Below are 23,515 nucleotides of genomic sequence, written 5' to 3' on the forward strand. Positions count from 1 at the left end.
GTTTCTGGTACGCCACAACGGATCATCTTTGACCGTCCTTAACTTACCGCGGCCAGCATCGGCCGCATCGTGGTGAGGGGCAGCCGTTTGGCGGGGGCCATATTGCAGGTTGAAGAGTACAGCGCACCGACGCTGCAGGAAAAGGATGATGCTCGCAGCGGTAGCGGGCGCGAGAGGCTGCGCGCGTCGTTATCGCGATACCGCCTTTATCGCCCTGCGATCATCGCGGCATGCGTCGGCGTCGTGCTGTCGGTGGTCGGGACGGTTGCCGTGGGACGCTGGGAGAACCGGCTGGCGCGCACCGATTTCGAAGGCTTGGCCGAAGCCCAGGCGATCCTGGTCCAGAACGGCGTCAACGAATATGTCAGCCGGCTGACCGCGCTGCGCACCCGCTTCGAATCCGCCAACGACGACATTACGCGCAGCGAGTACCAGACCTTCAGCGCGCGCCTGTTCGAGTCGCATCGCGGCATGCTGCGGCTGGCGTGGCTGCCGCGGATCAAGCGCAAGGAGCGCGGCGAATACGAGGCGGCGGCGATCACCGACGGCGTTCCCGCGTTTCGCATCAAGTCCTATCCCGACGGCACCGTCGCGCCGGAGAGCGACGAATACTATCCGGTCTACTTCTCCACCGAGGCGAAGACCTCGCCGGTCTATGGTCTCGACTATTGGAGCATTCCCGACCATCGCGCCGTGCTGGAGCAGTCGCGCGACTACGACGTGATCGGCGCGTTGCGCACGCGTCAGAACCTGATCAATCAGAACGAGCGCAATAACGCCGTGATGATCGGCATCCCCGTCTACGCCAAGGGGACGTCGCGCACGACGGTCGCCGACCGCCGGCGCAATCTCTCTGGCTTCATCATCGGCGTGTTCGACCTGCCGACGCTGTTGCAGTCGGTGCGCGCGAACAATCCCAACAGCCCGGCGCTCGCGATCAACCTGCTGCCGCCCGAGCGCGTGATCAATGCCTCCGGCGTGGACCCGCAGCGCTGGCCCGCGGACCCCAGCATCTGGTCGACGACCTTGCGCATCGGCGATGCCGACTGGGTGTTCCAGGCGGCGCCCGCCGGTGGCAGCCTGATGGCGAGCCACAATCGCGCGCTGGCGCTGTATGCGGCCGGCATGGCGACGACGATCTTCCTTGCCGTGTATCTCGCGCTGTCGAGCCGCAACGCCCTGCAGCTCGCCCTCGCCAATCGCCGCGTGCTCGAGCTGGCGCAGACCGACGCGCTGACCGGCCTTGCGAACCGCGCCTTCTTCCTCGAGGAAATGGAGCGCATCAACGACGAGAAGAGCGGCCGCTTCACCGTCTTCCTGCTCGACCTCGACCGCTTCAAGAACGTCAACGATTCGCTCGGCCATGGCGCCGGCGACGAGCTGCTGGTGCAGGTCGCACAGCGGCTGAGATCGCAGTTGCGCGACGAGGACGTGCTGGCCCGGCTCGGCGGCGACGAGTTCGCCCTGATCCAGGCCGGCGCCTCCGACCAGCGCGCCGCCGCGATCGAGCTCGCGCAGCGCATCACCCGGCTGATCGCGGAGCCGTACCAGCTCGGCGGACAGCGCGTCGAGATCGGCACCAGCATCGGCATCTCGCTCGCGCCCCAGCACGGCCGCGATCAGGAGCACCTGCTCAAGAAGGCCGACCTCGCGCTCTACCGCTCGAAATCGGCCGGCCGCAGCTGCTACACGCTCTATGACGATGCGATGTCGGCCGAGCTCGAGGCGCGCAACACGCTCGAGGGCGATCTGCGTGACGCCATCGCGCAGTGCCAGTTCGAGGTGCACTATCAGCCGTTCTACGACGCCGAGACGCGCGAGCGGTGCGGCGTCGAGGCGCTGGTGCGCTGGCGCCATCCGGTCAAGGGGCTGGTGCCGCCGGACAAGTTTATCCCGCTTGCGGAGTCGACCGGCCTGATCGTGCCGCTCGGCGAATGGATCATCGGGCGCGCCTGCGACGACGCCACCGCATGGCCCGACGACGTCAAGATCGCCGTCAATCTGTCGCCGGTCCAGTTCAAGCAGGCCGAGCTGTTCGACGTGATCCAGTCGGCGCTCGCGCGGTCGGGCCTCGATCCGAAGCGTCTCGAGATCGAGATCACGGAGTCGGTGCTGCTGGAGCGCGCGGCCGAGAACGAGAGCTTCATCGATCGGCTGAAGGGCCTCGGCATCTCTCTGGCGCTCGACGATTTCGGCACCGGCTATTCGTCGCTGCGTTCGTTGACGGCGTTCCCGTTCAACAAGATCAAGATCGACAAGTCCTTCGTCGCCAATCTGAGCGTGCGCGACGAAAGTGCCGCCGTGATCTCATCGGTCGTGACGCTGGCGCGGGGGCTCGGCATCCAGATCACCGCCGAAGGCGTCGAGACCGAAGAGCAGCTGGTGCAACTGCGCTCGCTCGGCGTCAACTTCGCGCAAGGTTATCTGCTGGGCCGGCCGATGCCGGTTGAGCAGCTCGAGCAGCATCTGGAGATCGCCCGCGCTGCATCCGAGGCCGACGAGCCGCAGCCGGCCGAAGACGCATCCGAGGACGACGCATCCGAGGACGACGATCCGCGCTCGGCGGCCGTCGTCGCGCTCATTCCCCGGTCCGGGGCGCTGCTATCCCTCGCATCCAACGGCTGAGCGGCGAGGCGGCTTCGGCATCTGCGTCGACCGGCAGGCGTGTCAGGCCCAGCATGGCGGCCTCGCGCGCGGCGCTCGGCGTGATGCCGTAGGCGGTCTTGAACAGCCGCGTGAAATGGGCATCGGTGCCGAGCTGCCAGCGCCGCGCCACCTCGCTGATGCGCTGTGTCCGCGACCCGGTCCCGGCGAGATCGAAGAACGCGCGATGCAGGCGGCGGCTGCGGATGTAGTCGGCGATGCCGCCGATCGGCGCGAACAGGCGATAGAGCGACGCGCGCGACATCCCGAAATGCAGCGCCACCGCGTCGGCGCTGAGCTCGGGGCTCGACAGCTGCGCCTCGATGTATTGGCGGATGCGGAGCAGCGAAGCATCCGGCGTCGCGCTGCGGTCGGCATCGCGGCGTTCGAGCTCGCCGCGCAGGCAGGCCGAGATCAGCGCGATCGTGCCCTCGACCGCGGCCTGGCACTCGTCGAAACTCATGCGCGGCGCACAGTCGAGCAGTGCGCCGAAATGCCGCGCAAGCAGCGGCGCCAGCGCGCCGCTGCGCGGCAGCAACAGGCCGTGCAGGTCGTCGACCTGCAGCAGGCGCGCATCGAACATCGGACGGGGAACGACCAAGGTAATGTTCTCGAACGGCGTCGCGCGCGTTTCGAGTGTCTGGGCGAGATCGAGCACGCAGAGGTCGCCGGCCTCGACCCGGATCGGCGCGGCCGCCGCGACCCCCTCATAGCTGCCGCTCACGTAGAGCTGCAGGATGATGTGGTCGACGCCGCTGCGGGCAATGGTCTCGGCCGATCGGCGGAACCGCTGGCCGCTCGCCCGGGCCGATCCGAGCAGCACGGAGCCCAGCGCGTAGGACAGCACGTCCGCCCTGAACGGAGCGGCCTCGCCGGCCGCGAGTTCGTCGACCTCGAAGAACGTCGAAGTGGCCTCGCGCCACGCCGCGATGTTCGCCTCGGTGTCCATCTGCTCGGCGCAAAAGCCGTAGCTCGGCAGCAGGGACGAAACGGCTTTGATCTCACTCTTCACACGGCGCCGCAGTCATTCTTGAGTTTTCGTCTCAACCTCTTGATCGACCGTATCGGATCGGTTGCTCGCCTTGACCGGGTGCTCCGCGCACCCGCTATAGAACGCCTATCGCCAAGTTGCCGAAAGGGAAAGCCGGGCCGTTCGACGGTCCCCCATTGCCCCTCACGATCGAAAGGTCCGGCTTTCCGGCCCACTGGCGCGAATTGGCGGACAACGGTCTCCGGCCGCCACCGTCTTTCATGACGAAACCATGCTTGACCCATTTTCAGGACCTCGGCGCCCGTCGGTCACGACGGGCGCCTTTGTCGTGGGGCAGGCGACCGACGGGCAGGCACCGGGTCAGGATGAGCGCGTCGCTAGGTGGCGCCGAAGGCCTTGAACGTGATGATGGTGTGGGTGTCCTGAATGCCGGGCAGGACCTGGACCTTCTCGTTCACGAAGTGGCCGATGTCGGTGTCATTGTCGACGTAGAACTTCACCAGCAGGTCGTAATTTCCCGCCGTCGAGTAGATCTCGGAGGCGATCTCGGCTTCCGCCAGCGCATTGGCGACCGTGTAGGACTGGCCGAGCTTGCACTTGATCTGGACGAAGAAGGGAACCATTGCGGGCTGTCTCCGGAAGGCATCTTTCGCCTCAATATAGCGTTTTCCGGCGAAGTCGATACGCTTTCTCCGGCGACCGGGCCTGCTTGCCGGGCGCGGCCGGCCCGCGCTAGGAAGGGGCATGAGCACCCCCGTCGCACTCACCATCGCCGGTTCGGATTCCTCCGGGGGAGCCGGTATCCAGGCCGACCTCAAGACCTTCGCGGCGCTCGGCGTCTACGGCGCCTCGGTGCTGACGGCGCTGACCGCCCAGAACACCAGGGGCGTGACCGGGGTGCACCTGGTGCCGCCCGATTTCGTCACGGCGCAGATTGATGCGGTGTTCGATGACCTCGACGTCGGCGCGGTCAAGATCGGCATGGTGGCGCGAGCGCCGATCGCTGACGCCATCGCGGCAAGCCTTGCGCGCTGGCGGCCGCGGCATGTCGTGCTCGATCCCGTGATGGTCGCGACCTCGGGCGCGCGGCTGTTGCCGGAGGATGCGATCGACGCGCTGCGCCGCCGGCTGATCCCCCAGGCGACGCTGATCACGCCGAACCTGCCCGAGGCGGCCGCGCTGCTCGACGAGCCGGTCGCTGATACGGACGAGGCGATCGCGGCGCAAGGCCGCCGGCTGCTCGCGCTCGGCTGTCCGGCCGTACTGATCAAGGGCGGTCACGGGCAGGGCGCCGACAGCACCGATTACCTGATCACATCAGCGACCAGCATCCCGTTGCCGTCGCCGCGCATCGACACGAAGAACACCCACGGCACGGGCTGTTCGCTGTCGTCGGCCGTGGCCGCAGGGCTGGCGAAGGGGGAGGGCCTCGAGGCGGCCGTGCGCAACGCCAAGGCCTTCATCTCCGGCGCGATCGCGGCGGCCGATCGCTTCACGGTCGGACACGGCCACGGCCCGGTGCATCATCTCCACCGCTATTATTGAGGTCACACATCTTTGAGGTCACTTCCCGTGGCAACTCAGCTTAGCTGGCGGCAGCCGAAATAGCTGGGGCGGACAACGGCTGCATCATGCCTGCGCTCCGGAGGAGATGACGGAATGATGACGCGTTTCGCGGCGGTGGCTGCGGTGCTGTTCGCCACGGTGGCGACACCGGTGCTGGCCCAGCGGGCCTATTCCGCCCAGGAGGAACGCAACAAGGCGATCGTGCTCGACTTCTATGAGCAGGGCCTCAATCGCAAGGATTTCGAGGCGGCGTCGAAATATCTCGGCACCTACATCCAGCACAATCCGAATGCCGAGGATGGCCCTGAGGGATTTCGCAAGTTCATCGAATTTCTGAAGGCCAAGTTTCCACAGTCGCACAGCAGGATCACGCAGGTGCATGTCGACGGCGACTTCGTCGTGCTGCGCGTTCACGCCATCCGCGAGCCCGGCACCCGCGGCAACGCCATCGTCGACATCTTCCGTCTCAAGGACGGCAAGATCGAGGAGCACTGGGATTCGGTTCAGCCCATTCCCGAGCAGTCGGCCAATCCCAATGGGATGTTCTGAAGAACGCGTCTGAAGGCCTCTCCCGCCGGCGGATCATGGTCCGCGCGCGAGCGCGATTTCCCGACGCACGCCCCTCATCACGCGCGAGCGGTATTCGCCTGGCGATTCGCCGAACCAACGATTTGACGCGCGGAAGAAGGTGCTCTGGTCGGCATAGCCGAGCAGATAGCCGATGTCGGTGAGCGTCATGCGGAAATCGGAGAGATGGCGCTGGGCCAGCTCGCGCCTGACATCGTCGACGAGGTCGCTGAAGGAGAGGCCTTCATCGGCGAGCCGGCGCTGGAAGGTGCGGTCGCTCAAGCCGAGCTCGGCTGCGATGGCCGAGCGCAGCGGGCTGCCGTCGGGCAGCAGCCTGGCGATCGCGGCGCGGGCGCGATGCGCGGTGTCGGCCTTGACCAGGCGCTCCAGCGCCTCGTCGGCGATCCGATCGTGGATTGCCGAAAGCTCGGGCGCCGAGGTCGTCAGCTTGCAGGCGAGATCCTGATCCGACACCAGGAAGCCGTTGAACGGCGCATCGAATTCGAGCGGGGATTGGAACGCCCTGTTGTAGCACGCGATCGACAGCGGCACCGCATGCGAGAAACGCGTCGCGAGCGGCGTCAGCGGACGATCCAGCATCCACCGGCATAGATTGAGCAGATTGACGACGCCGTAGTCATAACGCTGCCGCGGAATCGGGCATTCACCGCCGAACACGTCGGTTCGTATCCAGCGACCGCCATGACCCGGCTCGAGCGTGATGGTCACCGCGTCGCTCACCAGGCACATGTAGCGGATCAGGCGCATCAGCCCGGCGAGAAGAGTGGGGCTCGACATCATGGCGTAGCCGGCGACGCCATAGTTGTCAGGTCGCGGCGCATCGAGCTTTGCCAGCCCGATGTCCGGATTGCCCGAACGCTCGGCCGCCAGCACCCACAACCGGCTCAATGCCTCGGTCGGCCAGCGGCGGTCGCAATCGTCGAGATCGTCGATCGACAGACCGACCTCGGCGAACAGCGCGGCGGCATCCAGACCTTGCTCGTTCAGCGTCGTCGCAACGCCGCGCATCCAGGACGACGATGTGGTTCGAATCTGCTGAGCCATCCCTTGGCCTTCTGGAGCCAGTGCTTTGGCATCCTCGGGTCATTGTGCAGATGCACATGAGACTGCATAGCACCTGATATTGGCGATCGCGATACCAAAATCGGTGGTGCGACCGCATGGCTGGCGCGCAGGAGAAATCATGCCCGTTCTGAAAACCAATGACGGCACAGAGATTTACTACAAGGATTGGGGCTCCGGCCAGCCGATCGTGTTCAGCCATGGCTGGCCGCTGTCAGCCGATGATTGGGATGCGCAGATGCTGTTCTTCCTCAATCACGGCTTTCGCGTCATCGCCCACGATCGCCGCGGCCATGGCCGCTCGGCCCAGGTCGCCGACGGTCACGACATGGACCACTATGCCGACGATCTCGCGGCACTGACCGCACATCTCGATCTCAACAGCGCGATCCATGTCGGCCATTCGACCGGCGGCGGTGAGGTCGTGCACTACCTCGCGCGCCATGGCGAGAGCCGCGCGGCCAAGGCTGCGATCATCGCCGCGGTGCCGCCGCTGATGGTGCAGACCGCGGCGAATCCGGGCGGACTGCCGAAATCCGTGTTCGACGACTTCCAGACCCAGGTCGCCACGCGCCGCGCGGAATTCTATCGCGACGTCGCCGCTGGGCCGTTCTACGGCTACAACAAGCCTGGCGCCAAGCCGTCCGAGGCCGTGATCCAGAACTGGTGGCGCCAGGGCATGATGGGCAGCGCCAAGGCGCATTACGACGGCGTCGTCGCCTTCTCGCAGACCGACTTCACCGAGGATCTCAAGACGATCACCTTGCCGGTGCTGGTCATGCACAGCGAGGACGACCAGATCGTGCCCTACGCGGATTCCGCGCCGCTGTCGGCCAGGCTGCTGAAGAACGGCGTGCTGAAGACCTACAAGGGCTTTCCGCACGGCATGCCGACCACGGAAGCCGAGACCATCAACGCCGATCTGCTGTCCTTCATCAAGAGCTGATCAGGGGAGGCTTGCATGACCTGGGGAATTCCGACGGCCCTGTTTCTTCAGATCCACGTGGTGCTGAGCCTGATTGGAATCGCGACCGGGCTCGTGACGCTCGCCGGCATGCTGGCAGGCCGCCATCTGGCGGCCTGGGCGGCGCTGTTCCTGGTGACGACCTTCCTCACCGGCGTGACCGGCTTTCCGCTGCCGCCGTTCGGTCTCGACCCGCCGCGCATGATCGGCATCATCCTGCTCGCGCTGCTGATTGCGGCCAGCGCCGCTCTCTATGCGTTCGGGCTGTCGGGATGGTGGCGACGGGTCTATGTCGTCACCGCGCTGCTCTCGCTCTATCTCAACGTCTTCGTCGCGATCGTGCAGTCGTTCCAGAAGATCGGCGTGCTCAATGCGCTGGCGCCGACGCAGAGCGAGCCGCCGTTCGCGGCAGCTCAGCTCGTCACGCTCGCTCTGTTCATTGCTTTCGGTGTCTTCTCGTGGCGGCGTTTCGCACCCACCGCGCTGGCGCCGCGAGCTTCGCTCACCTGATCCGTTCGGTCTTTCAAGGAGAACCTCGTGTCCAAGCTCGAAATGCTGACCCCGCAGAACTGCGCCGTGGCGCTGATCGACTATCAGCCCGCGATGTATCAGGGCGTGCAGTCGCATGATCGCCTCGGCGTGTTCAACAACATCCAGATCGTCGCCAAGGCGGCCAAGCTGTTCAAGATTCCGACGGTGCTCACCACGGTCGCCAAGGACTCGTTCTCCGGTCCCTTCATGCCGGAAGTGACCGAGCTGTTTCCGGAGCACGACATCGTCGACCGCACGGCGATGAACTCCTGGCTCGATGCCGGCTTCCGCAAGCAGGTCGCCGCCACCGGCCGCAAGAAGTTCATCATCGCGGGACTCTGGACCGAGGCCTGTGTGCTGTTCCCGACGCTCGACATGCTGCGCGAAGGCTATGAGATCTATATCCCGGCCGATGCCTGCGGCGACCTGTCGCTCGAAGCGCACAACCGGGCGATGGATCGCGCGGTGCAGGCCGGCGCGGTGCCGATCACCTCGTGCCAGTTCGCCTTCGAGCTGCAGCAGGACTGGGCACGGGCCGAGACCTATGACGGCATGATGGAGATCCTGAAGGCGCATTCGCCCTACGGCATCCAGATCCGCTTCTCGAAATGGGCGCTCGGCGAGCACGCCTCGGAAGGCGGCGCAAAGTAGCCCTGGGACGAACGATGAAGATCTATCTGTTCTCGCTCGGGGCAGGGCTTTTGGTCGGCGTGATCTACAGCCTGCTTCAGGTCCGCTCGCCGGCGCCGCCATTGGTGGCGCTGGTCGGCCTGCTCGGCATTCTCGTCGGAGAGCAGGTGATCCCCGTGGGCAGGCAGCTCCTGAACGGCACCACGCTTGCTGCCGCGTGGCAGAAGGCGGCCTGCGCCACGCACATCTTCGGCCTGCTGCCCGGCCATCACGGACGGGCAGACACAACCATCGCTCCGGCGCGGGACGAGAAGACCTCATGACCGATCATCCCGACCTCATCCTGCATCGCGGCCTGTTCACGACGCTCGATCGCTCCAATCCCGCGGCGAGCGCGGTCGCGATCAAGGACGGCGTGTTCACCGCGGTCGGCCACGAGCAGGACGTGATGAAGCTCGCCGGCCCCCGGACGAAGGTCATCGATCTCAAGGGCCGTCGCGTGCTGCCTGGCCTGATCGACAATCACCTGCACATCATCCGCGGCGGGCTCAACTTCAACATGGAGCTGCGCTGGGACGGTGTGCGCTCGCTCGCGGACGCGATGGCGATGCTCAAGGCCCAGGTCGCCATCACGCCGCCGCCGCAATGGGTGCGCGTGGTCGGCGGCTTCACCGAGCATCAGTTCGCCGAGAAGCGGCTGCCGACCATCGACGAACTCAACGCCGTCGCGCCTGACACCCCGGTGTTCCTGCTGCATCTCTATGATCGTGCGATTCTCAACGGCGCCGCGCTGCGCGCCGTCGGCTACGACAAGCACACGCCGCAACCGCCCGGCGGCGAGATCGCGCGTGATGCCGAGGGCAATCCGACCGGTCTGCTGCTCGCCAAGCCGAACGCCGCCATACTCTATGCGACGCTCGCCAAGGGACCGAAACTGCCGTTTGACTATCAGCTCAATTCCACCCGGCACTTCATGCGCGAATTGAACCGCCTCGGCGTCACCGGCGCGATCGACGCGGGCGGCGGCTTCCAGAACTATCCGGACGACTATGCCGTGATCCAGAAGCTGGCCGATGACGGCCAGCTCACGATCCGGCTCGCCTACAATCTGTTCACGCAGAAGCCAAAGGGCGAGAAGGACGATTTCCTGCGCTGGACGCAGAGCTCGACCTACAAGCAGGGCAACGACTATTTCCGCCACAACGGCGCCGGCGAGATGCTGGTGTTCTCGGCCGCCGATTTCGAGGATTTTCGCGTACCGCGGCCGGACATGCCGGCCGAGATGGAAGGCGAGCTCGAAGAGGTGGTGCGCATTCTCGTCCAGAACAAATGGCCGTGGCGGCTGCACGCCACCTATGACGAGACCATCTCGCGCGCGCTCGACGTATTCGAGAAGGTCAACCAGGATACGCCGCTCGAGGGTCTCAACTGGTTCTTCGATCATGCCGAAACGATCTCGGACCAGTCGATCGACCGCATCGCCGCGCTCGGCGGCGGCATCGCCGTGCAGCACCGCATGGCCTATCAGGGCGAGTACTTCGTCGAGCGCTACGGCTTTGGCGCGGCCGAGGCGACGCCGCCGGTGAAGAAGATCCTCGACAAGGGCGTCAAGGTCTCCGCCGGCACCGATGCGACCCGCGTCGCCTCCTATAACCCCTGGGTGTCGCTGTCGTGGCTGGTGACCGGCCGCACCGTCGGCGGGCTGCGGCTGTACCCGCAGCGCAACTGCCTCGATCGCGAGACCGCGCTGCGGATGTGGACCGAGAACGTCACCTGGTTCTCCAATGAAGAGGGCCGCAAGGGCCGCATCGAGGTCGGCCAGTTCGCCGATCTGATTGTGCCGGACCGCGACTTCTTCTCGTGTCCCGAGGCCGAGATCGCCGACATCACCAGCGATCTCACCATGGTCGGCGGCCGCGTCGTCTATGCGGCGTCAGATTTCAAGATGCTGGACGACTCCGCGCCGCCGCCGGCGATGCCGGACTGGTCGCCGGTGCGCCGCTTCGGCGGTTACGGCGCGTGGCTCGCGAAGGATGAGACCGGCGCGGTGCGTGCCCAGGCGATGCAGATGTGCGGCTGCGCCAATGCCTGCGGCGTCCACGGCCACGACCATGCACGGTCCTGGTCGAGCCAGTTGCCGATCGCCGACCTCAAGAGCTTCTGGGGCGCGCTCGGCTGCGCCTGCTGGGCGGTGTGATGGCCGTGATCCCGGACACGCCGCGGCCGGTCGCAGCGGTGCTCGCCTGGCCGTGGCTCTGGCCCGCGGCGCGGCTCGCGCTCGTCTCGGCCTATGTGATCGGCGGCGTCCAGAAGCTGATGGATTTTCCCGGTGCCGTCGCCGAGCAGGCCCATTTCGGCCTGCAGCCGGCGGCGCTGTGGGCGGTCGCTGCAATCGCCGTCGAGCTGATCGGCTCGCTGCTCGTCGTGGTCAACCGCTTCGCCTGGCTCGGCGCCGGTGCGCTCGGCGTGCTCACCTTCGTCGCCATGCTCACCGCCAACGACTTCTGGCACATGGAGGGCCATGACCGCTTCATGGCGCTCAATTCCTTCTTCGAGCATCTCGGCCTGATCGCCGGTCTCGTGCTCGTCTCCATCATGTCCTGGCGCGCGCGCCGCGCCTGATCCGGTCTCCATTTGTCTGAGGTTGTCATGATCCGCTCCCGTCATCTGCTCGGCGTACTCGTTGCCACCGCCTTGTTCGGCGCTCCCGCATTCGCCAAGGACACCGCGCGGCTCGTGGGCGTCGGCGCGCAATACGACACGACGCATGTCTATGTCGCGCCCGACGACGTCGAGAAGTTCGTCACGAGCTTCCTCGCCACCTTCGGCGGCCAGAGCACCAAGCAGGTCGTCGCGACGGTGACGCCGACGCCGAGCAGCACGACCTCGCAGCTGCTGCAGACGCCGGTCGGCACGGTGTCGCTGTTCGGCTTCAAGACTCCGATCCCGTATCCGTTCGGCGCAGAGCGCACCGGCTATCTCGTCACCGACATGGACGCCGCCATCAAGGCCGCCAGGGCCGCCGGCGCCGACGTCGTCGTCTCGCCGTTTCCCGATCCGATCGGCCGCGATGCCGTGATCCAGTGGCCGGGCGGCGTCAACATGCAGCTCTACTGGCACACGACCAAGCCGTCCTACGCCGCGTTCGAGAAGGTTCCGGAGAACCGCGTCTATGTCTCGGCCGATCGCGCCGAGGCGTTTACCCGCGCCTTCCTGCGGTTCTCAAAGGGCAAGGTGATCTCCGACGAGGCCAAGGCGCCGGGCGTCGAGATCGGCCGGCCCAACGACCGCTACCGGCGCATCCGCATCGAGTCGGTGTTCGGCCGCATGACCGTGCTCGTCACCGATGGCCATCTGCCATATCCGTTCGGCCGCGAGATGACCGGCTACGAGGTCGCCGACCTCAAGGCCACGCTCGACAAGGCCAAGGCTTCGGGCGCGACCGTGCTGGTCGAGCCGTTCACGGCGGACAAGCGCGAGCAGGCGGTGGTGCAGTTTCCCGGCGGCTATGTCGCGGAGATACATGCGCTGGTAAAGTAGCCCGATGGGGGACGGTGGTGCGGATCATTCAGGCATTGGCGATGACGGCGGCGGCCGTCGCATTGGTCGCTGCGTCCTGCGGCGCTGGCGCTGCCGAGGATGCTCCCGGGCGTCCCACGATCCGCACCAACCGTTGGCAGGAGGACTGGTCGGTGCTGGCCGATCCGGCGCTGCGCACCGCGCCGTTCGATCCGATCAAGTACGTCCCGCTGCAAGCGGGTGTGCCGCAGAGCTATGTCTCGTTCGGCATGACCCTGCGTGAGCGCTTCGAGAGCCTGGACGCGGCGAGCTTCGGCATCGGCGGCGCCAAGCCCGATCAGCACGTCCTGCAGCGGCTGCAGATCCATGCCGACGCGCATTTCGACGAGCATTGGCAGGCCTTCGTCCAGCTCGAGGACGCGAGAGCCTTCGGCAAGGCCAACATCACGTCGGTCGACCAGAACCCGCTCGATCTCCGGCTCGCCTTCCTCGCTTATGTCAATGCGACGGAGAAGGGCACGTTCAAGGCCCGGGTCGGGCGGCAGGATTTCGACTTCGACCTGCAGCGCTTCGTCTCCTCGCGCGACGGGCCGAACGTGCGCCAGTCCTTCGACGCGCTGTGGGCCGACTGGGAGAGCGGCCCGTGGCGCTTCATCGGCTTCGTCAGCCAGCCGGTGCAATACAAGCTGGTGCGCCCGTTCGACGACACGTCGAACGGATCGTTCCTCTTCCACACCTTCCGCGTCGAGCGCCAGGTGTTCGGCACCAACGAGCTGTCGTCGTATTATTCCTACTATCAGCGTGACGATGCGCGCTTCCTCGATGCCGCAGGCCTCGAGCAGCGCCACGTGCTGGACATCCGCTTCGCCGGCAAGCTCGCCGGCTTCGACTGGGATCTCGAGGCGATGGGGCAGGCGGGTTCGGTCGGGGCGACGCAGATCCGCGCCTGGGGCGCCGGCGCGCGCGCCGGCTACACCTTCGCCGACGTCGCCTGGCAGCCGCGCATCGGCCTTCAGCTCGACGGCGCCTCCGGCGACCGCCATCCCGGTGACGGCAAAATCGAGACCTTCAATCCGCTGTTCCCGAACGGCTACTACTTCACGCTGGCCGGCTTCACCGGCTACACCAACCTGATTCACCTCAAACCGTCGCTGACGGTGAAGCCCATGACAGATCTCTCATTCATGGCCGCGATCGGCCTGCAATGGCGCGCGACCAATGCGGACGCGATCTACGTCCAGCCCAATGTCGCGGTCGCCGGCACCGCGGGGCAGGGCAGCTCGTGGTCCGGCGCCTATGCGCAGCTGCGCGCTGACTATCGCTTCAACGCCAACCTCACAGGCGCGTTGGAAGCCGTGCACTATGAGATCGGCGACACGCTGCGCCGCGCCGGCGGCCACGACAGCAACTACATCGGCATCGAGCTGAAATACGCGCTCTGAACAACGAAAGCAGGACCACATGTCGCAATTCGAGTCCCGCAACGTGGTGCCGCTGCTGCTCAGCGTCAATGCCGGCTATGTCGACACTGCCGGCTTCCTGGCGCTGCAGGGCCTGTTCACCGCGCACGTCACCGGCAACTTCGTGACGTTCGGTGCGGCGCTGGCACTGGGCACCTCGGGCGCGACCGCCAAGCTGCTGGCGCTCCCGGTATTCTGCTTGGTCGTGATCGCGACGCGGCTGGCCGGCACGTTGCTGTCGCGGCGGTGGTCGCGCGCGTTCGAGGTCCTGATCGGCGTCAAGCTGGTGCTGCTCGTCCTTGGCGCCGTGCTCGCCATCCATTTCGGCCCGTTCCATGACGGCGACAGCCGCGAGGCGATCATCACCGGCATGGTGCTGGTCGCGGCCATGGCGATCCAGAACGCGGTGCACCGGATCCATCTGCCGAGCTCGCCGCCGTCGACCCTGATGACCGGCACCACGACGCAGGTGATGATCGACCTCGCCGACAGGATCTATGTCGGCGACAAAGGCCAGGCGCCGCCGCCGGCGCGGCTGATGCAGATGGCGATCAACGTGCTCGCCTTTGCGCTCGGCTGCGGCGCCGCGGCGCTGCTGTTCATGCGTCTGGGAGGCTGGTGTTTCGTCGTGCCGCCGGTCGTCGCCGCGCTGGCGCTCGGCGTGCGCCTCGCCGGGCCTGAGCCGGCGCGCTGAGGACGCCGTCAGGTGCCTGTGCCGAGGGCCGGCTGGACGGTCGGCGCGGGCGCCGTCGGCGGCAGCCGTGGCAGCGACGGCGCAACCTGGGTGTCGCCGTCGCAGTGGACAGCGTAGAGCAGTCCGAGCGGGTTGCCGTGCTCGCGGAGGAATTCCCGGCGCAGGCTGAGGAAGGTCTCTCCCAGCGGCACGCCGTCGAGAAAGCTTTCGAAGAAGCGCTTCGCCCAGGCCGTGGCGAAGATCGCCGGGGTCTTGCATTCCGTTCCAACCACGCCGCGCGCGCCCTTGGCCATGAAATACGGCACGAAGCCGTCGTAGAACGCCGGCGACAATTCGGCCGACTCGCAGGCGTTGATGAAGACGAGGGGGTTGCCGGGAAGCAGCTTGCTGGTCGGGGCGTCCAGGCTGAGCTCGCCCAGCGTGATGCCGGCATCGGTCAGCACCAGGCTGGAGCTGTCGGGACCGCCGGGGTCGTCGAGGCCGGTCGCCCGGGCGTGACAATAGAGGTAGAGGATCTGGTCGTTGGTGGTCTCGTCGGCCAGCGCCTTGACCAGCTCCTTGCTGGTCGTGCGCGACACGATGTGGACGTTGCGGCGTGCCGCCTTTTCCGCGAGCCAGAACCGCTGCTGCTGGGCGACGAGGTCGGCGCCCATCTGCCGGTCGATGTTGTCGTTGACGTTCAGGCTGATGCTGAGCTCGGGCTTGTCGCTCGGGATCAGGCAGTCGGAGATGCGCGGCGTGTTCTGCATCGGGATCTGCTCGATCACGTGGCGCATGCCGATGAAATTGTCCCAGTCGAGCTGTGCGCCGGCCGAGGCATCGCCGACATAGAGCAGGCCCCACGGCACCGTGGTCGCCTCCGCCACGATCTGCAGCTTCAGCCGCCTGGAGCGGTCGCTGGTCAGCTTGCGCAGGAAGTCGCCGATGTCCTTGGAATCCTGCGCCGCGGCGGGCCCGAAGAACAGCTTCTGGAACAGCGCCGATCCCGCCCGCGCCATGATCTTCAGGGCGGCGTCGCGGTCGGCATCGGCGATGTCGATCCCGCTCTGGAAGACGAAGCTGCCGGCCGCGTTCTGATGGGTCACGACCTTCATGAGCTCCTGGCGCACGATCTCGATCGATTTGGCCAGGTAGTCCGACAGCAACGGCAGCCGGGCGCGGACCGTGACGGGCTTCCAGACGAGACAGTCGTAGCCGCCCGCGATCGGCATGATCGACAGGCCGACATCGCGCGGATTGAGCACGCTGGCGGAGGAGTAGGGCCGGCCATGCGCGCCCTCGACGCGGGGCGAGGGCGCCGCGCCGACATCGATGACGAGGTCCATCTGCTGGACGAAATTGCCGTCCTTGTGGACCGTCGCCCGCAGCGCCGACGGGCCGAACTTCTTCGGCGACAGATCGAACCGCGCCTTGTTGCGCGACTTGCCGGTGCGCGGCAGGCGCAGCGGGCGGCTCTTGTCGGAAAGCTCGAAATCGTCGCTGTCGAGCTGGATGGTCAAAGTGACATCGGAGGTTCCTTCCGGGAACAGCTGCTCGTCGGCAAGCGGCACCGACGAGACGCCGCTCTGCTGGATGTCGACGTCGAAAGCGAACGTGTACCACTGGCCCGGCTTCAACGGCGCATCGAGATCCTCGAAGCCGGCATTGATCCAGCGCTGCTCGCCGGGCGGATAGGCTTTGCGGTTGTCGAGCGGGGGCGGCTGCGGAACGGTCGGCGGCGGCGCCCATTGCGGATATGGCAACTGAACCTGCTGCTGCTCTTCCTGCTGCCGTTGCTGCTGCTGATGCTGACTCTGCTCCCGCTGCTGCTGCTCGCGTTGCTGCCGCTGGCCCGGCTCGACCTGCTGCTGCTGTTCCTGCCGCTGAACCTGTTGCACCTGCTCCGAAGTCCGCTCGAACGTTCGCTGCCGCCAGAGTTGCTGATCGTATCGCTGTTGATCGAAGTGGCGGATGTCGTCGCTGAGCAGCCCGCCGCCGATGCTGCCGGGTTGCGGCCTGACGGCCGCGGGCGCGGCCAGGATCGCGGCCCAGAAGGCGTGAGCCACCTCGGGGTGGGCGATGTCGCTGTGGGCGCCGGCCGCGCCGCCGCCGTTCCGGATGATCCGGCTCGCCTCGATGTTGTAGACCCGGCCGCTGCCGAAACCGTAGCTGAAGCCGACATCCTGGATCGGCATGTCGACGGTCGCCACAGGCTGGGTGCCGCGGACGCCGAAGCTGCCGATGGCGCCGTACAGCGGATAGTCGGTATCGAGCAGATATTGCTGCTTCAGCCGCGCTCCGAGCGGGTAGAACCATCCGTTCGCCCGGTCGTAGCTCGAGCGGGTGGTCACGAATGCGCCGCGCACGAGCCCCTTCAGCAGCGTGCGCCGGAAATAGCCCTGCGCTGGCGCGGCCTGCGGAATGCTCTCGGCATAGCACCACAGCGACAGTGCACCCTGGACCAGGAACATCGTCTCGACCGGACGCGGCAGCGCGCGGCCGTCGGGCGTGCCGGCGACGGCCGCCGACACGACGATGCAGCCGAAGCTGTGGCCCATCAGGTGCACCCGGGCCGCCGGCGCCGCCTGCTGCAGCTTGACGAGGACATCATGGGCGCCGGCCTCGCCGAACTGGCGCGCGCGATCCTTCATCTTCCAGAACGACAGGATGCGGAGCGGCGCCAGCAGCGCCTCGCGCAGGTCGTCGCCGAGGCCGAGCGTGCCTGGGGTCGCATCGGCAGGCAGGCTCCGTGCCTCGTTCACGATCACGGACGGATCGAACCGGTCCTGCTCGGCGCCGGGGCGTCCGCTTACATCGCCCATCGCAAGGCCGGACGCAGCGAACAGCCTGAGATAGGCATCGCGCATCGAGTCCGGCAACGTGGCCGCCGGCGCAATGCGCGCCTGCTCGAGGATCGAGCGAATGTCGGCGCGCGCCGCCGGGGTGTCGGCGATGCGGGCCGCATAGCGTTCCACCTCCGCCTCGAGCGATGCCGTCGGCGTGTCGGCCGACAGCAACCCGCCGCCGCCCGACGGCAATGTCTCGTCTCCGAACGGCAGGCTCGGCCAGTGCAGTCCGATGATGACGGGCGCAAAGCCAGGACGCTGCCGCGCGGCGGCGAGCCGATCCGCGTCGAGCGCCGCCATGGCGGCGAGCCAGCGGTCATACTGCTCGATCGCCGCAGGGACGTCGCCCATCCAGCCATGGCTGAGCAGGATGATATCGCTGACCGCCGCGCCCAGCGCATGGAGGCGGTTCACCACCATCTCGCTCGCGAGCGAACCGTCGGCCTCTCGCCGCTCCTGCCCCGTCGCATCGAAGGCGATGAGCACATATTGCAGGTCTGAGCCTGGCACCTGACGGACGGGCATGCGTGCCTCGCAATAGGATCACGTCGGCATCTTCCGCGGTAGTCGGTTGCCGACCCTAACAATTTCTTATTATGCGTGTGTTGTATTTAGCCGCGTTGATCGAGTCAACGCGATGACGTGAGACTGCAACCGCGGCTGCGTCACGCAGTTGACCTTGCTCACGGCGGTTCGCGGTGGAGGCGCAGGAGAACGCGCGTCGGCGACCTCCAATGACGAAAAGTTTAGCTGGCCGCATCGCGGTGCGCCATTGCGTCCCACATGCATCGCGCCCAACTGTAGAAACGAAACGGTTCCGTTCTTTTCAAGGAGACGTGATGACACAGCAAGCTCTGTCATCGGCTGAGGTTCCATCTGCGGCCAACGACGATCCGGTGGTCTCCGCGCGCGATCGTGCCGTGCGGCAATGGCGCGGGGATGCCTCTGGCGACACTCCGCAGCAGATCGAGGCCAAGGCGCCGGCTGCGGAGCCCGGTCCATCGCCGACGGAGCAGGGGCAGCGCCAGGAGGGGGCCCGGAGGAGCCTGATCCGGCGGCATCCGCTTGGGGCAGCGCTGGGTCTCGTGCTGCTGCTCGCCGTCGGCGCCGGCGGCTACGTCTACTACGATGCGGCCGGTCACTATGAGACCACCGACGACGCCTTCATCGCGGCCCGCCAGTTCTCCATTGCGCCGAAAGTCTCCGGCTATATCACCGCCGTCCCCGTCACCGACAATCAGCACGTCAAGGCCGGCGACGTGATCGCGCGCATCGACGATCGCGACTACAAGACCGCGTTGGCCCAGGCCGATGCGCAGGTGAAGTCGGCGCAGGCGGCGATCCGCAACATCGATGCGCAGATCGAGGTGCAGCAGGCGCAGATCACCGCGGGCCAGGCCCAGGTCGAGCAGGCCCAGGCCGGGCTGACCTTCGCCGAGCAGCAGGCCAAGCGCTATCAGGACCTCGCCCGCACCGGCTCGGGCACGGTGCAGAGCGAGCAGCAATACACATCGCAGCTCCAGCAGCAGAAGGCGGCGCTGACCTCGGCGCAGGCCAATCTGCAGGTGGCGCAGCGGCAACTGGAGTCCTTGAAGGCGCAGCGCGAGAGCGCCGATGCCAATCTCGCCCAGGCGCAGGCGCAGCGCGACCAGGCGCAGCTCAATCTGTCCTACACCACCATCACCGCGGCGCAGCCCGGCCGCGTTGTCAATCTCAGTGCCGCCGACGGCCAGTTCGCGGCACAAGGCACGGCGCTTTCGATGTTCGTGCCCGATGACGTCTGGGTGACCGCCAATTTCAAGGAAACCCAGCTCGACGAGATGCGTCCAGGCCAGCCCGTGACCCTGGAGATCGACGCCTATCCGGAGCGCGAGATCCGCGGCCATGTCGCCAGCGTGCAGTCCGGCTCGGGCCCGGCCTTCTCGCTGCTGCCGCCGCAGAATGCGACCGGCAACTACGTCAAGATCGTGCAGCGCGTGCCGGTCAAGATCGACATGGATGATCCGCCGACGGACGTCGCGCTCGGTCCCGGCATGTCGGTGGTGCCGACCGTGCGCGTCGATGCCAGGCCGTCGCTCTATGAGCGGCTGAAGGCCGTGCTGTGAGGGAGGTCCGCCATGCGTGAGGCTGCCGCTCTCTCCGCGCCGCGCGCCGGCAGTCCGTGGATCATCGCGGTGCTGGTCGCGCTCGCGACCTTCATGGAGGTGCTCGACACCACCATCGCCAACGTCGCGCTGCCCTATATCGCCGGCGGCATGGGCGTGAGCCAGGACGAATCCTCCTGGGTGGTGACGACCTATCTCGTCTCGAACGCGATCATCCTGACGGCGTCGAGCTATCTCGCCAAGCGCCTGGGCCGCAAGACCTTCTTCATCATGTGCCTCGGCCTGTTCACCTTGAGCTCGGTGCTGTGCGGCTTCGCCTGGAATCTGCAGGTGCTGCTGCTGTTCCGGATCATGCAGGGCCTGGGCGGCGGCGGCATGGTGCCGGTCGCGCAATCGATCCTCGCCGACTCCTTCCCGCCGGAAAAGCGCGGCCAGGCCTTCGCGCTGTTCGGCGTCGCCGTCGTGGTCGCGCCCGTCGTCGGCCCGACGCTCGGCGGCTATCTCTCCGACAACGTCTCCTGGCACTGGTGCTTCCTGATCAACGGCCCCGTCGGCGTCGCCGCGATGCTGCTGATCGGGCTGATCCTCAAGGAGCCTGAAGCTGTCACTGAAGAGCGGCGCAAGCAGGCGCACGGCTTCGACGTCGTCGGATTCATGCTGGTCGCGACCTTCCTCGGCGCGCTCGAACTGATGCTGGACCGTGGCCTGGAGGACGACTGGTTCGACTCGCGCTTCATCTTGGTGACCGCCGCGGTCTGCGTTGCGGCCTTCATCGCCATGATCCCGTGGGAGATGAACCAGAAAAACCCGACGGTCGACGTCCGCATGCTGGCGTCGCGCCAGTTCGGCGCCAGCTTCCTGGTGATGCTGGCGACCGGCGCGATCCTGCTCGGCACCACGCAGATGCTGCCGCAGATGGTGCAGCAGGATTTCGGCTACACGGCCACCTGGGCGGGCCTCGTGTTGTCGCCGGGCGGCCTCGTCACCATGGCGATGATGTTCGTGGTCGGACGGCTCTCGGGCAAGGTGCAGCCGAAATACATGATCATGACGGGCGCCGCGGTCGTCGCCTTCGCGATGTATGACCTCACCCGGGTCTATGCCAATGTGGACTTCTGGTTCTTCGCCGAATCCCGCATGCTGATCGGAATCGGCCTGCCGCTGATCTTCCTGTCGATCACGACCGCGTCCTACAACGGCATTCCACCCGAGAGGACCGACCAAGCCTCGGCGCTGATCAACGCCGCGCGCAACACCGGCGGGTCGATCGGGGTGTCGCTCGCCGCCAACATCCTGGCGCACCGCGCGCAATTCCACCAGAGCCGGCTGGTCGAGAATGCCATTCCGTCCAACCCGGCCTATCAGGACACGCTGCACCAGGTGACGAACTACTTCACCGCCCATGGCAGCTCGCTGGTCCAGGCGCAGCAGCAGGCGCTCGCCTGGATCGGCCAGACCGTGCAGACGCAGGCGTCGCTGCTCGCCTATGTCGACGTCTACTGGGCGCTGATGCTGATCTCGCTGTCGGCGATTCCGCTGGCCCTGACGCTCCGCAAGGTCAAGCTCGGCGGCGGCCCGGCGATGGCGCATTGAGGAAGCACGGTTGTTCGGCTGTCATTCCGGGGCGATGCGCAAGCATCGAACTATGGTGCGCAGTTGCGCACCCGAGAATCCCGAGATTCCGGGTTCAGCCCTGGCGGGCTGCCCCGGAATGACGGTCAGGAACATCAGGGGCGCTCACACCGCCTCGTCGGCGATGCCATTTCGCAGCAGTCCGATCTTGTCGATCTCGACCTCCACGACATCGCCGGGCTTCATCCACAGCGGCGGTGTGCGGCGGGAGCCGACGCCGCCGGGCGTGCCCGTGGCGATCACGTCGCCCGGCTCGAGCCGGGTGAACGAGGAGCAGTATTCGATCTGGCGCGGGATATCGAAGATCATCTGGCTGATCGTCGCGTCCTGGACCACCTCGCCGTTGAGCCGCGTCTGCAGCCGCAGCGAGCCGAGGTCGTCGATCTCGTCGGGGGTCACAAGCCACGGGCCGAACGCGCCGGTCGCCGGAAAATTCTTGCCCGGCGTGAACTGGTGGGTGTGGCGCTGGAAGTCGCGGACGCTGCCCTCATTGTAGCAGGCATAGCCGGCGATGTGCTTGAAGGCCTCGCTGCGCGGGATGTAGCGGCCCGGCTTGCCGATCACAATGGCGAGCTCGCCCTCGAAATCGAGATCGGTCGAGACGCGCGGGCGGATGATATTCGTGAGATGCCCGGTCTGGCTGTTGGCGAAGCGGCCGAACACCGTGGGGTTCTCGACCTCGGAGCGGCCGGTCTCCTTGCGGTGCGTCTCGTAGTTCAAGCCGATGCAAAGGATCTTGTCCGGGTTCGGGATCACCGGCAGGAAGCTGATGGCCGAGATCGGATGCCGCCTTGCGCCTGAGGCCGCTGCAGCCGCCTCCTTCAGCGCGTCCGCTGCGATCGCCGATTTCAGGTCCGGGAAGCGGTCGCGCAGGACGGCACCGAGATCGGCGACGTCGGTGCCCTCGACGAGTCCCCAGGTCGGCGCATTGTCGATGGTGAAGCTTGCAAATCTCATCCGATGTCCTCAGGTCGAAACCGCCGCTACGGCGGAGGGAGAAGCCGGTTCTTGCGCCGATTTCGCGAAGCGCGCGATGGTGCGCTCCGGGAAGATCAGCGCGAAGGCCGAGATGGCGCCGACGATCAGCACGCCGGCGGTGAAGGTCATGGCGTGGGCGTAGCCGAGCGGCGCGTTGCCGCCGGCCTCGCCGACGATCCAGCCGGTGAGCGCATTCGACACCAGCGCGGAGGCCGCGTTGCCGGAATAGATCACGACGATCAGCCGGCCGCGCTGGATTGCCGGCGCCACGGCGCCGAGCGCGACGGGGCCGAAGATCGTGGTGAGACTCGGCGCCGCGAAGGCGATCGCGATGCAGGCGAGCTGCAGCGGCCCCGAGGTGACGATGCTCAGGAGCAGCGCGCAGCCGGCGGCGAGCAGCGCGAGACCGGAGGCGTGGCCGAGGCAGGCACGCAGGCTGAAGCCTCTGCGCTGCAGAACCTGCGTCAGCCAGGAGCCGCCGAGCAGCAGCGGCGACTGGAACAGGTAGATCCCCGAGATGATCCAGCCGACATCGACCTGCTTGTAGCCGAGCCCGAGCTGCAGATAGGGCGGCAGCCAGGTCGCGGACATGCCGACGATCCAGTACGACGCGGTCGACATGATGATGACGCCGATCACGGTCGGATCGGCCCACAGCACGCGCGCCGGCAACGCCTTGTCCTTCGCCGCCGAAGCCTCCGGCGCATGGGCGGAGTAGGGTCCTTCGCCACCGACGAAGAACCAGCCGAGCATCCAGGCGAGCCCGAGCAGGCCGCAGAACAGGAAGCCGGTGCGCCAGCCATGGCTCACGATGACATAGGTCAGGATCGGACCGCCGGCCAACAGACCGACGCTGATGCCCTGCAGCACCACGGCGCTCGGCACGCTGCGGCGGTCGGCGGGAAACCAGTTGTAGCAGGCGTGCAGCGCGGTCGGCAGTCCCGGGCCTTCGCCGGCGCCGAGAATGATGCGGCAGATCACCAGCACGGCGATCGAGCCGGAGAAGAAGATCGGGATCTGCGTCGCCGACCAGACGGCGGCCATGATCAGGAGCAGCCATTTCACCGGGAAGCGGCCGACGACGAACATGCCGACCGCCATGCCCGACAGCGAGAACAGCAGGAAGAAGCTGCTGCCGATCAGCCCGAACTCCTTCGGGCTCAAGCCAAGCTCCTTCATCATCGGCACGGCCGAGAGGCCGAATACCAGCTTGTCGAAGAAGTTCAGCGTCTGGAACAGGAACAGCATGATGAGGACGGCGATCGCGCGTCCTCCCACGCTGGGTCTGGCGGTGTCCGATGATGTGGTCATGGCGTTTCCCCGTTTG

Annotated in this window: 20 protein-coding genes; 14 read left to right on the forward strand and 6 right to left on the reverse strand. The window is 66.6% G+C overall.

The features are described 5' to 3' along the window. The first annotated feature begins 102 nt into the window (after nt 1–102). Nucleotides 103–2,625: a bifunctional diguanylate cyclase/phosphodiesterase gene (locus tag ACQR1H_RS27855; RefSeq protein WP_315805322.1), complete on the forward strand. Its 2,523-nt coding sequence runs from the start codon at nt 103–105 to the stop codon at nt 2,623–2,625. Here ACQR1H_RS27855 and ACQR1H_RS27860 read toward each other — a convergent pair. Both ACQR1H_RS27860 and ACQR1H_RS27865 read right to left on the reverse strand, forming a co-directional pair. Beyond that, the gene (locus ACQR1H_RS27860; protein WP_434908527.1) at nt 2,579–3,643 is read right to left on the reverse strand and encodes a helix-turn-helix domain-containing protein; all 1,065 of its coding nucleotides are present in this window, start codon (nt 3,641–3,643) and stop codon (nt 2,579–2,581) included. The two genes, ACQR1H_RS27855 and ACQR1H_RS27860, sit on opposite strands and share 47 nt — an antisense overlap. A gap of 368 nt (nt 3,644–4,011) precedes the next feature. Further along, nucleotides 4,012–4,257 carry an Lrp/AsnC ligand binding domain-containing protein gene (locus tag ACQR1H_RS27865; RefSeq protein WP_315805323.1) on the reverse strand — a complete coding sequence of 82 codons (246 nt, stop codon included), beginning with the start codon at nt 4,255–4,257 and terminating at the stop codon, nt 4,012–4,014. Nucleotides 4,258–4,378: 121 nt separating this feature from the next. Here ACQR1H_RS27865 and thiD point away from each other — a divergent pair, with 121 nt between their 5' ends. Both thiD and ACQR1H_RS27875 read left to right on the forward strand, forming a co-directional pair. Then, the gene (thiD, locus tag ACQR1H_RS27870) at nt 4,379–5,179 is read left to right on the forward strand and encodes a bifunctional hydroxymethylpyrimidine kinase/phosphomethylpyrimidine kinase (RefSeq protein ID WP_434908498.1); all 801 of its coding nucleotides are present in this window, start codon (nt 4,379–4,381) and stop codon (nt 5,177–5,179) included. 114 nt (nt 5,180–5,293) lie between these two features. After that, a complete protein-coding gene (locus ACQR1H_RS27875) occupies nt 5,294–5,749 on the forward strand; it encodes a nuclear transport factor 2 family protein (RefSeq protein ID WP_410053194.1) in 456 nt (151 codons plus the stop codon). Nucleotides 5,750–5,782: 33 nt separating this feature from the next. Here the strand turns inward: ACQR1H_RS27875 and ACQR1H_RS27880 are convergent, their stop codons facing one another. Further along, nucleotides 5,783–6,832 carry an AraC family transcriptional regulator gene (locus ACQR1H_RS27880; protein ID WP_434908499.1) on the reverse strand — a complete coding sequence of 350 codons (1,050 nt, stop codon included), beginning with the start codon at nt 6,830–6,832 and terminating at the stop codon, nt 5,783–5,785. 139 nt (nt 6,833–6,971) lie between these two features. Here ACQR1H_RS27880 and ACQR1H_RS27885 point away from each other — a divergent pair, with 139 nt between their 5' ends. From ACQR1H_RS27885 to ACQR1H_RS27925, 9 genes are read left to right on the forward strand one after another with little or no spacing between them, the layout of a single operon-like run. Beyond that, the gene (locus ACQR1H_RS27885; RefSeq protein ID WP_315805327.1) at nt 6,972–7,796 is read left to right on the forward strand and encodes an alpha/beta fold hydrolase; all 825 of its coding nucleotides are present in this window, start codon (nt 6,972–6,974) and stop codon (nt 7,794–7,796) included. 15 nt (nt 7,797–7,811) lie between these two features. Further along, entirely contained in the window at nt 7,812–8,324 is a 513-nt protein-coding gene (locus ACQR1H_RS27890; protein WP_315805328.1) for a hypothetical protein, read from the forward strand. Nucleotides 8,325–8,351: 27 nt separating this feature from the next. After that, nucleotides 8,352–8,996 carry a hydrolase gene (locus ACQR1H_RS27895; protein WP_315712755.1) on the forward strand — a complete coding sequence of 215 codons (645 nt, stop codon included), beginning with the start codon at nt 8,352–8,354 and terminating at the stop codon, nt 8,994–8,996. 14 nt (nt 8,997–9,010) lie between these two features. Then, nucleotides 9,011–9,298: a XapX domain-containing protein gene (locus tag ACQR1H_RS27900; protein WP_315805329.1), complete on the forward strand. Its 288-nt coding sequence runs from the start codon at nt 9,011–9,013 to the stop codon at nt 9,296–9,298. Beyond that, complete coding sequence (locus tag ACQR1H_RS27905) at nt 9,295–11,172, forward strand: amidohydrolase (protein WP_315805330.1); 1,878 nt, start codon at nt 9,295–9,297, stop codon at nt 11,170–11,172. The genes ACQR1H_RS27900 and ACQR1H_RS27905 overlap by 4 nt, the downstream gene beginning before the upstream one ends. Then, complete coding sequence (locus ACQR1H_RS27910) at nt 11,172–11,597, forward strand: DoxX family protein (protein WP_315805331.1); 426 nt, start codon at nt 11,172–11,174, stop codon at nt 11,595–11,597. The genes ACQR1H_RS27905 and ACQR1H_RS27910 overlap by 1 nt, the downstream gene beginning before the upstream one ends. A gap of 27 nt (nt 11,598–11,624) precedes the next feature. Continuing rightward, complete coding sequence (locus ACQR1H_RS27915) at nt 11,625–12,515, forward strand: glyoxalase (protein ID WP_316239298.1); 891 nt, start codon at nt 11,625–11,627, stop codon at nt 12,513–12,515. A 41-nt stretch (nt 12,516–12,556) separates the two neighbouring features. Beyond that, nucleotides 12,557–13,936 carry an alginate export family protein gene (locus ACQR1H_RS27920; protein ID WP_434908528.1) on the forward strand — a complete coding sequence of 460 codons (1,380 nt, stop codon included), beginning with the start codon at nt 12,557–12,559 and terminating at the stop codon, nt 13,934–13,936. A 19-nt stretch (nt 13,937–13,955) separates the two neighbouring features. Next, on the forward strand, nt 13,956–14,648 hold the full coding sequence (locus ACQR1H_RS27925) for a YoaK family protein (RefSeq protein WP_434908500.1): 693 nt from the start codon (nt 13,956–13,958) through the stop codon (nt 14,646–14,648). A gap of 8 nt (nt 14,649–14,656) precedes the next feature. Here ACQR1H_RS27925 and ACQR1H_RS27930 read toward each other — a convergent pair whose 3' ends face one another. Beyond that, nucleotides 14,657–17,998: a CHAT domain-containing protein gene (locus tag ACQR1H_RS27930; protein ID WP_434908501.1), complete on the reverse strand. Its 3,342-nt coding sequence runs from the start codon at nt 17,996–17,998 to the stop codon at nt 14,657–14,659. Nucleotides 17,999–18,312: 314 nt separating this feature from the next. Between ACQR1H_RS27930 and ACQR1H_RS27935 the strand changes: the two genes are divergently transcribed. After that, entirely contained in the window at nt 18,313–19,578 is a 1,266-nt protein-coding gene (locus ACQR1H_RS27935) for an HlyD family secretion protein (RefSeq protein WP_434908502.1), read from the forward strand. Between the two features lie 12 nt (nt 19,579–19,590). Next, nucleotides 19,591–21,171, forward strand: coding sequence for a DHA2 family efflux MFS transporter permease subunit (locus ACQR1H_RS27940; RefSeq protein ID WP_434908503.1), 1,581 nt, complete (start codon nt 19,591–19,593; stop codon nt 21,169–21,171). A gap of 144 nt (nt 21,172–21,315) precedes the next feature. Here ACQR1H_RS27940 and ACQR1H_RS27945 read toward each other — a convergent pair whose 3' ends face one another. Continuing rightward, a complete protein-coding gene (locus tag ACQR1H_RS27945) occupies nt 21,316–22,167 on the reverse strand; it encodes a fumarylacetoacetate hydrolase family protein (protein WP_316182953.1) in 852 nt (283 codons plus the stop codon). 9 nt (nt 22,168–22,176) lie between these two features. Beyond that, entirely contained in the window at nt 22,177–23,499 is a 1,323-nt protein-coding gene (locus ACQR1H_RS27950) for an MFS transporter (RefSeq protein WP_434908504.1), read from the reverse strand. Nucleotides 23,500–23,515 lie beyond the last annotated feature (16 nt).

Source organism: Bradyrhizobium sp. HKCCYLRH2015, from assembly GCF_051168215.1.
Taxonomy (GTDB): domain Bacteria; phylum Pseudomonadota; class Alphaproteobacteria; order Rhizobiales; family Xanthobacteraceae; genus Bradyrhizobium.

Coding starts and splice junctions, on each gene's coding strand:
- ACQR1H_RS27940 (WP_434908503.1), top strand. CDS start 19,591: ATGCGTGAGGCTGCCGCTCTCTCCGCGCCGCGCGCCGGCAGTCCGTGG.
- ACQR1H_RS27915 (WP_316239298.1), top strand. CDS start 11,625: ATGATCCGCTCCCGTCATCTGCTCGGCGTACTCGTTGCCACCGCCTTG.
- thiD (WP_434908498.1), top strand. CDS start 4,379: ATGAGCACCCCCGTCGCACTCACCATCGCCGGTTCGGATTCCTCCGGG.
- ACQR1H_RS27865 (WP_315805323.1), bottom strand. CDS start 4,257: ATGGTTCCCTTCTTCGTCCAGATCAAGTGCAAGCTCGGCCAGTCCTAC.
- ACQR1H_RS27890 (WP_315805328.1), top strand. CDS start 7,812: ATGACCTGGGGAATTCCGACGGCCCTGTTTCTTCAGATCCACGTGGTG.
- ACQR1H_RS27910 (WP_315805331.1), top strand. CDS start 11,172: ATGGCCGTGATCCCGGACACGCCGCGGCCGGTCGCAGCGGTGCTCGCC.
- ACQR1H_RS27925 (WP_434908500.1), top strand. CDS start 13,956: ATGTCGCAATTCGAGTCCCGCAACGTGGTGCCGCTGCTGCTCAGCGTC.
- ACQR1H_RS27875 (WP_410053194.1), top strand. CDS start 5,294: ATGATGACGCGTTTCGCGGCGGTGGCTGCGGTGCTGTTCGCCACGGTG.
- ACQR1H_RS27880 (WP_434908499.1), bottom strand. CDS start 6,832: ATGGCTCAGCAGATTCGAACCACATCGTCGTCCTGGATGCGCGGCGTT.
- ACQR1H_RS27885 (WP_315805327.1), top strand. CDS start 6,972: ATGCCCGTTCTGAAAACCAATGACGGCACAGAGATTTACTACAAGGAT.
- ACQR1H_RS27935 (WP_434908502.1), top strand. CDS start 18,313: ATGACACAGCAAGCTCTGTCATCGGCTGAGGTTCCATCTGCGGCCAAC.
- ACQR1H_RS27900 (WP_315805329.1), top strand. CDS start 9,011: ATGAAGATCTATCTGTTCTCGCTCGGGGCAGGGCTTTTGGTCGGCGTG.
- ACQR1H_RS27930 (WP_434908501.1), bottom strand. CDS start 17,998: ATGCCCGTCCGTCAGGTGCCAGGCTCAGACCTGCAATATGTGCTCATC.
- ACQR1H_RS27920 (WP_434908528.1), top strand. CDS start 12,557: ATGACGGCGGCGGCCGTCGCATTGGTCGCTGCGTCCTGCGGCGCTGGC.
- ACQR1H_RS27905 (WP_315805330.1), top strand. CDS start 9,295: ATGACCGATCATCCCGACCTCATCCTGCATCGCGGCCTGTTCACGACG.
- ACQR1H_RS27945 (WP_316182953.1), bottom strand. CDS start 22,167: ATGAGATTTGCAAGCTTCACCATCGACAATGCGCCGACCTGGGGACTC.
- ACQR1H_RS27950 (WP_434908504.1), bottom strand. CDS start 23,499: ATGACCACATCATCGGACACCGCCAGACCCAGCGTGGGAGGACGCGCG.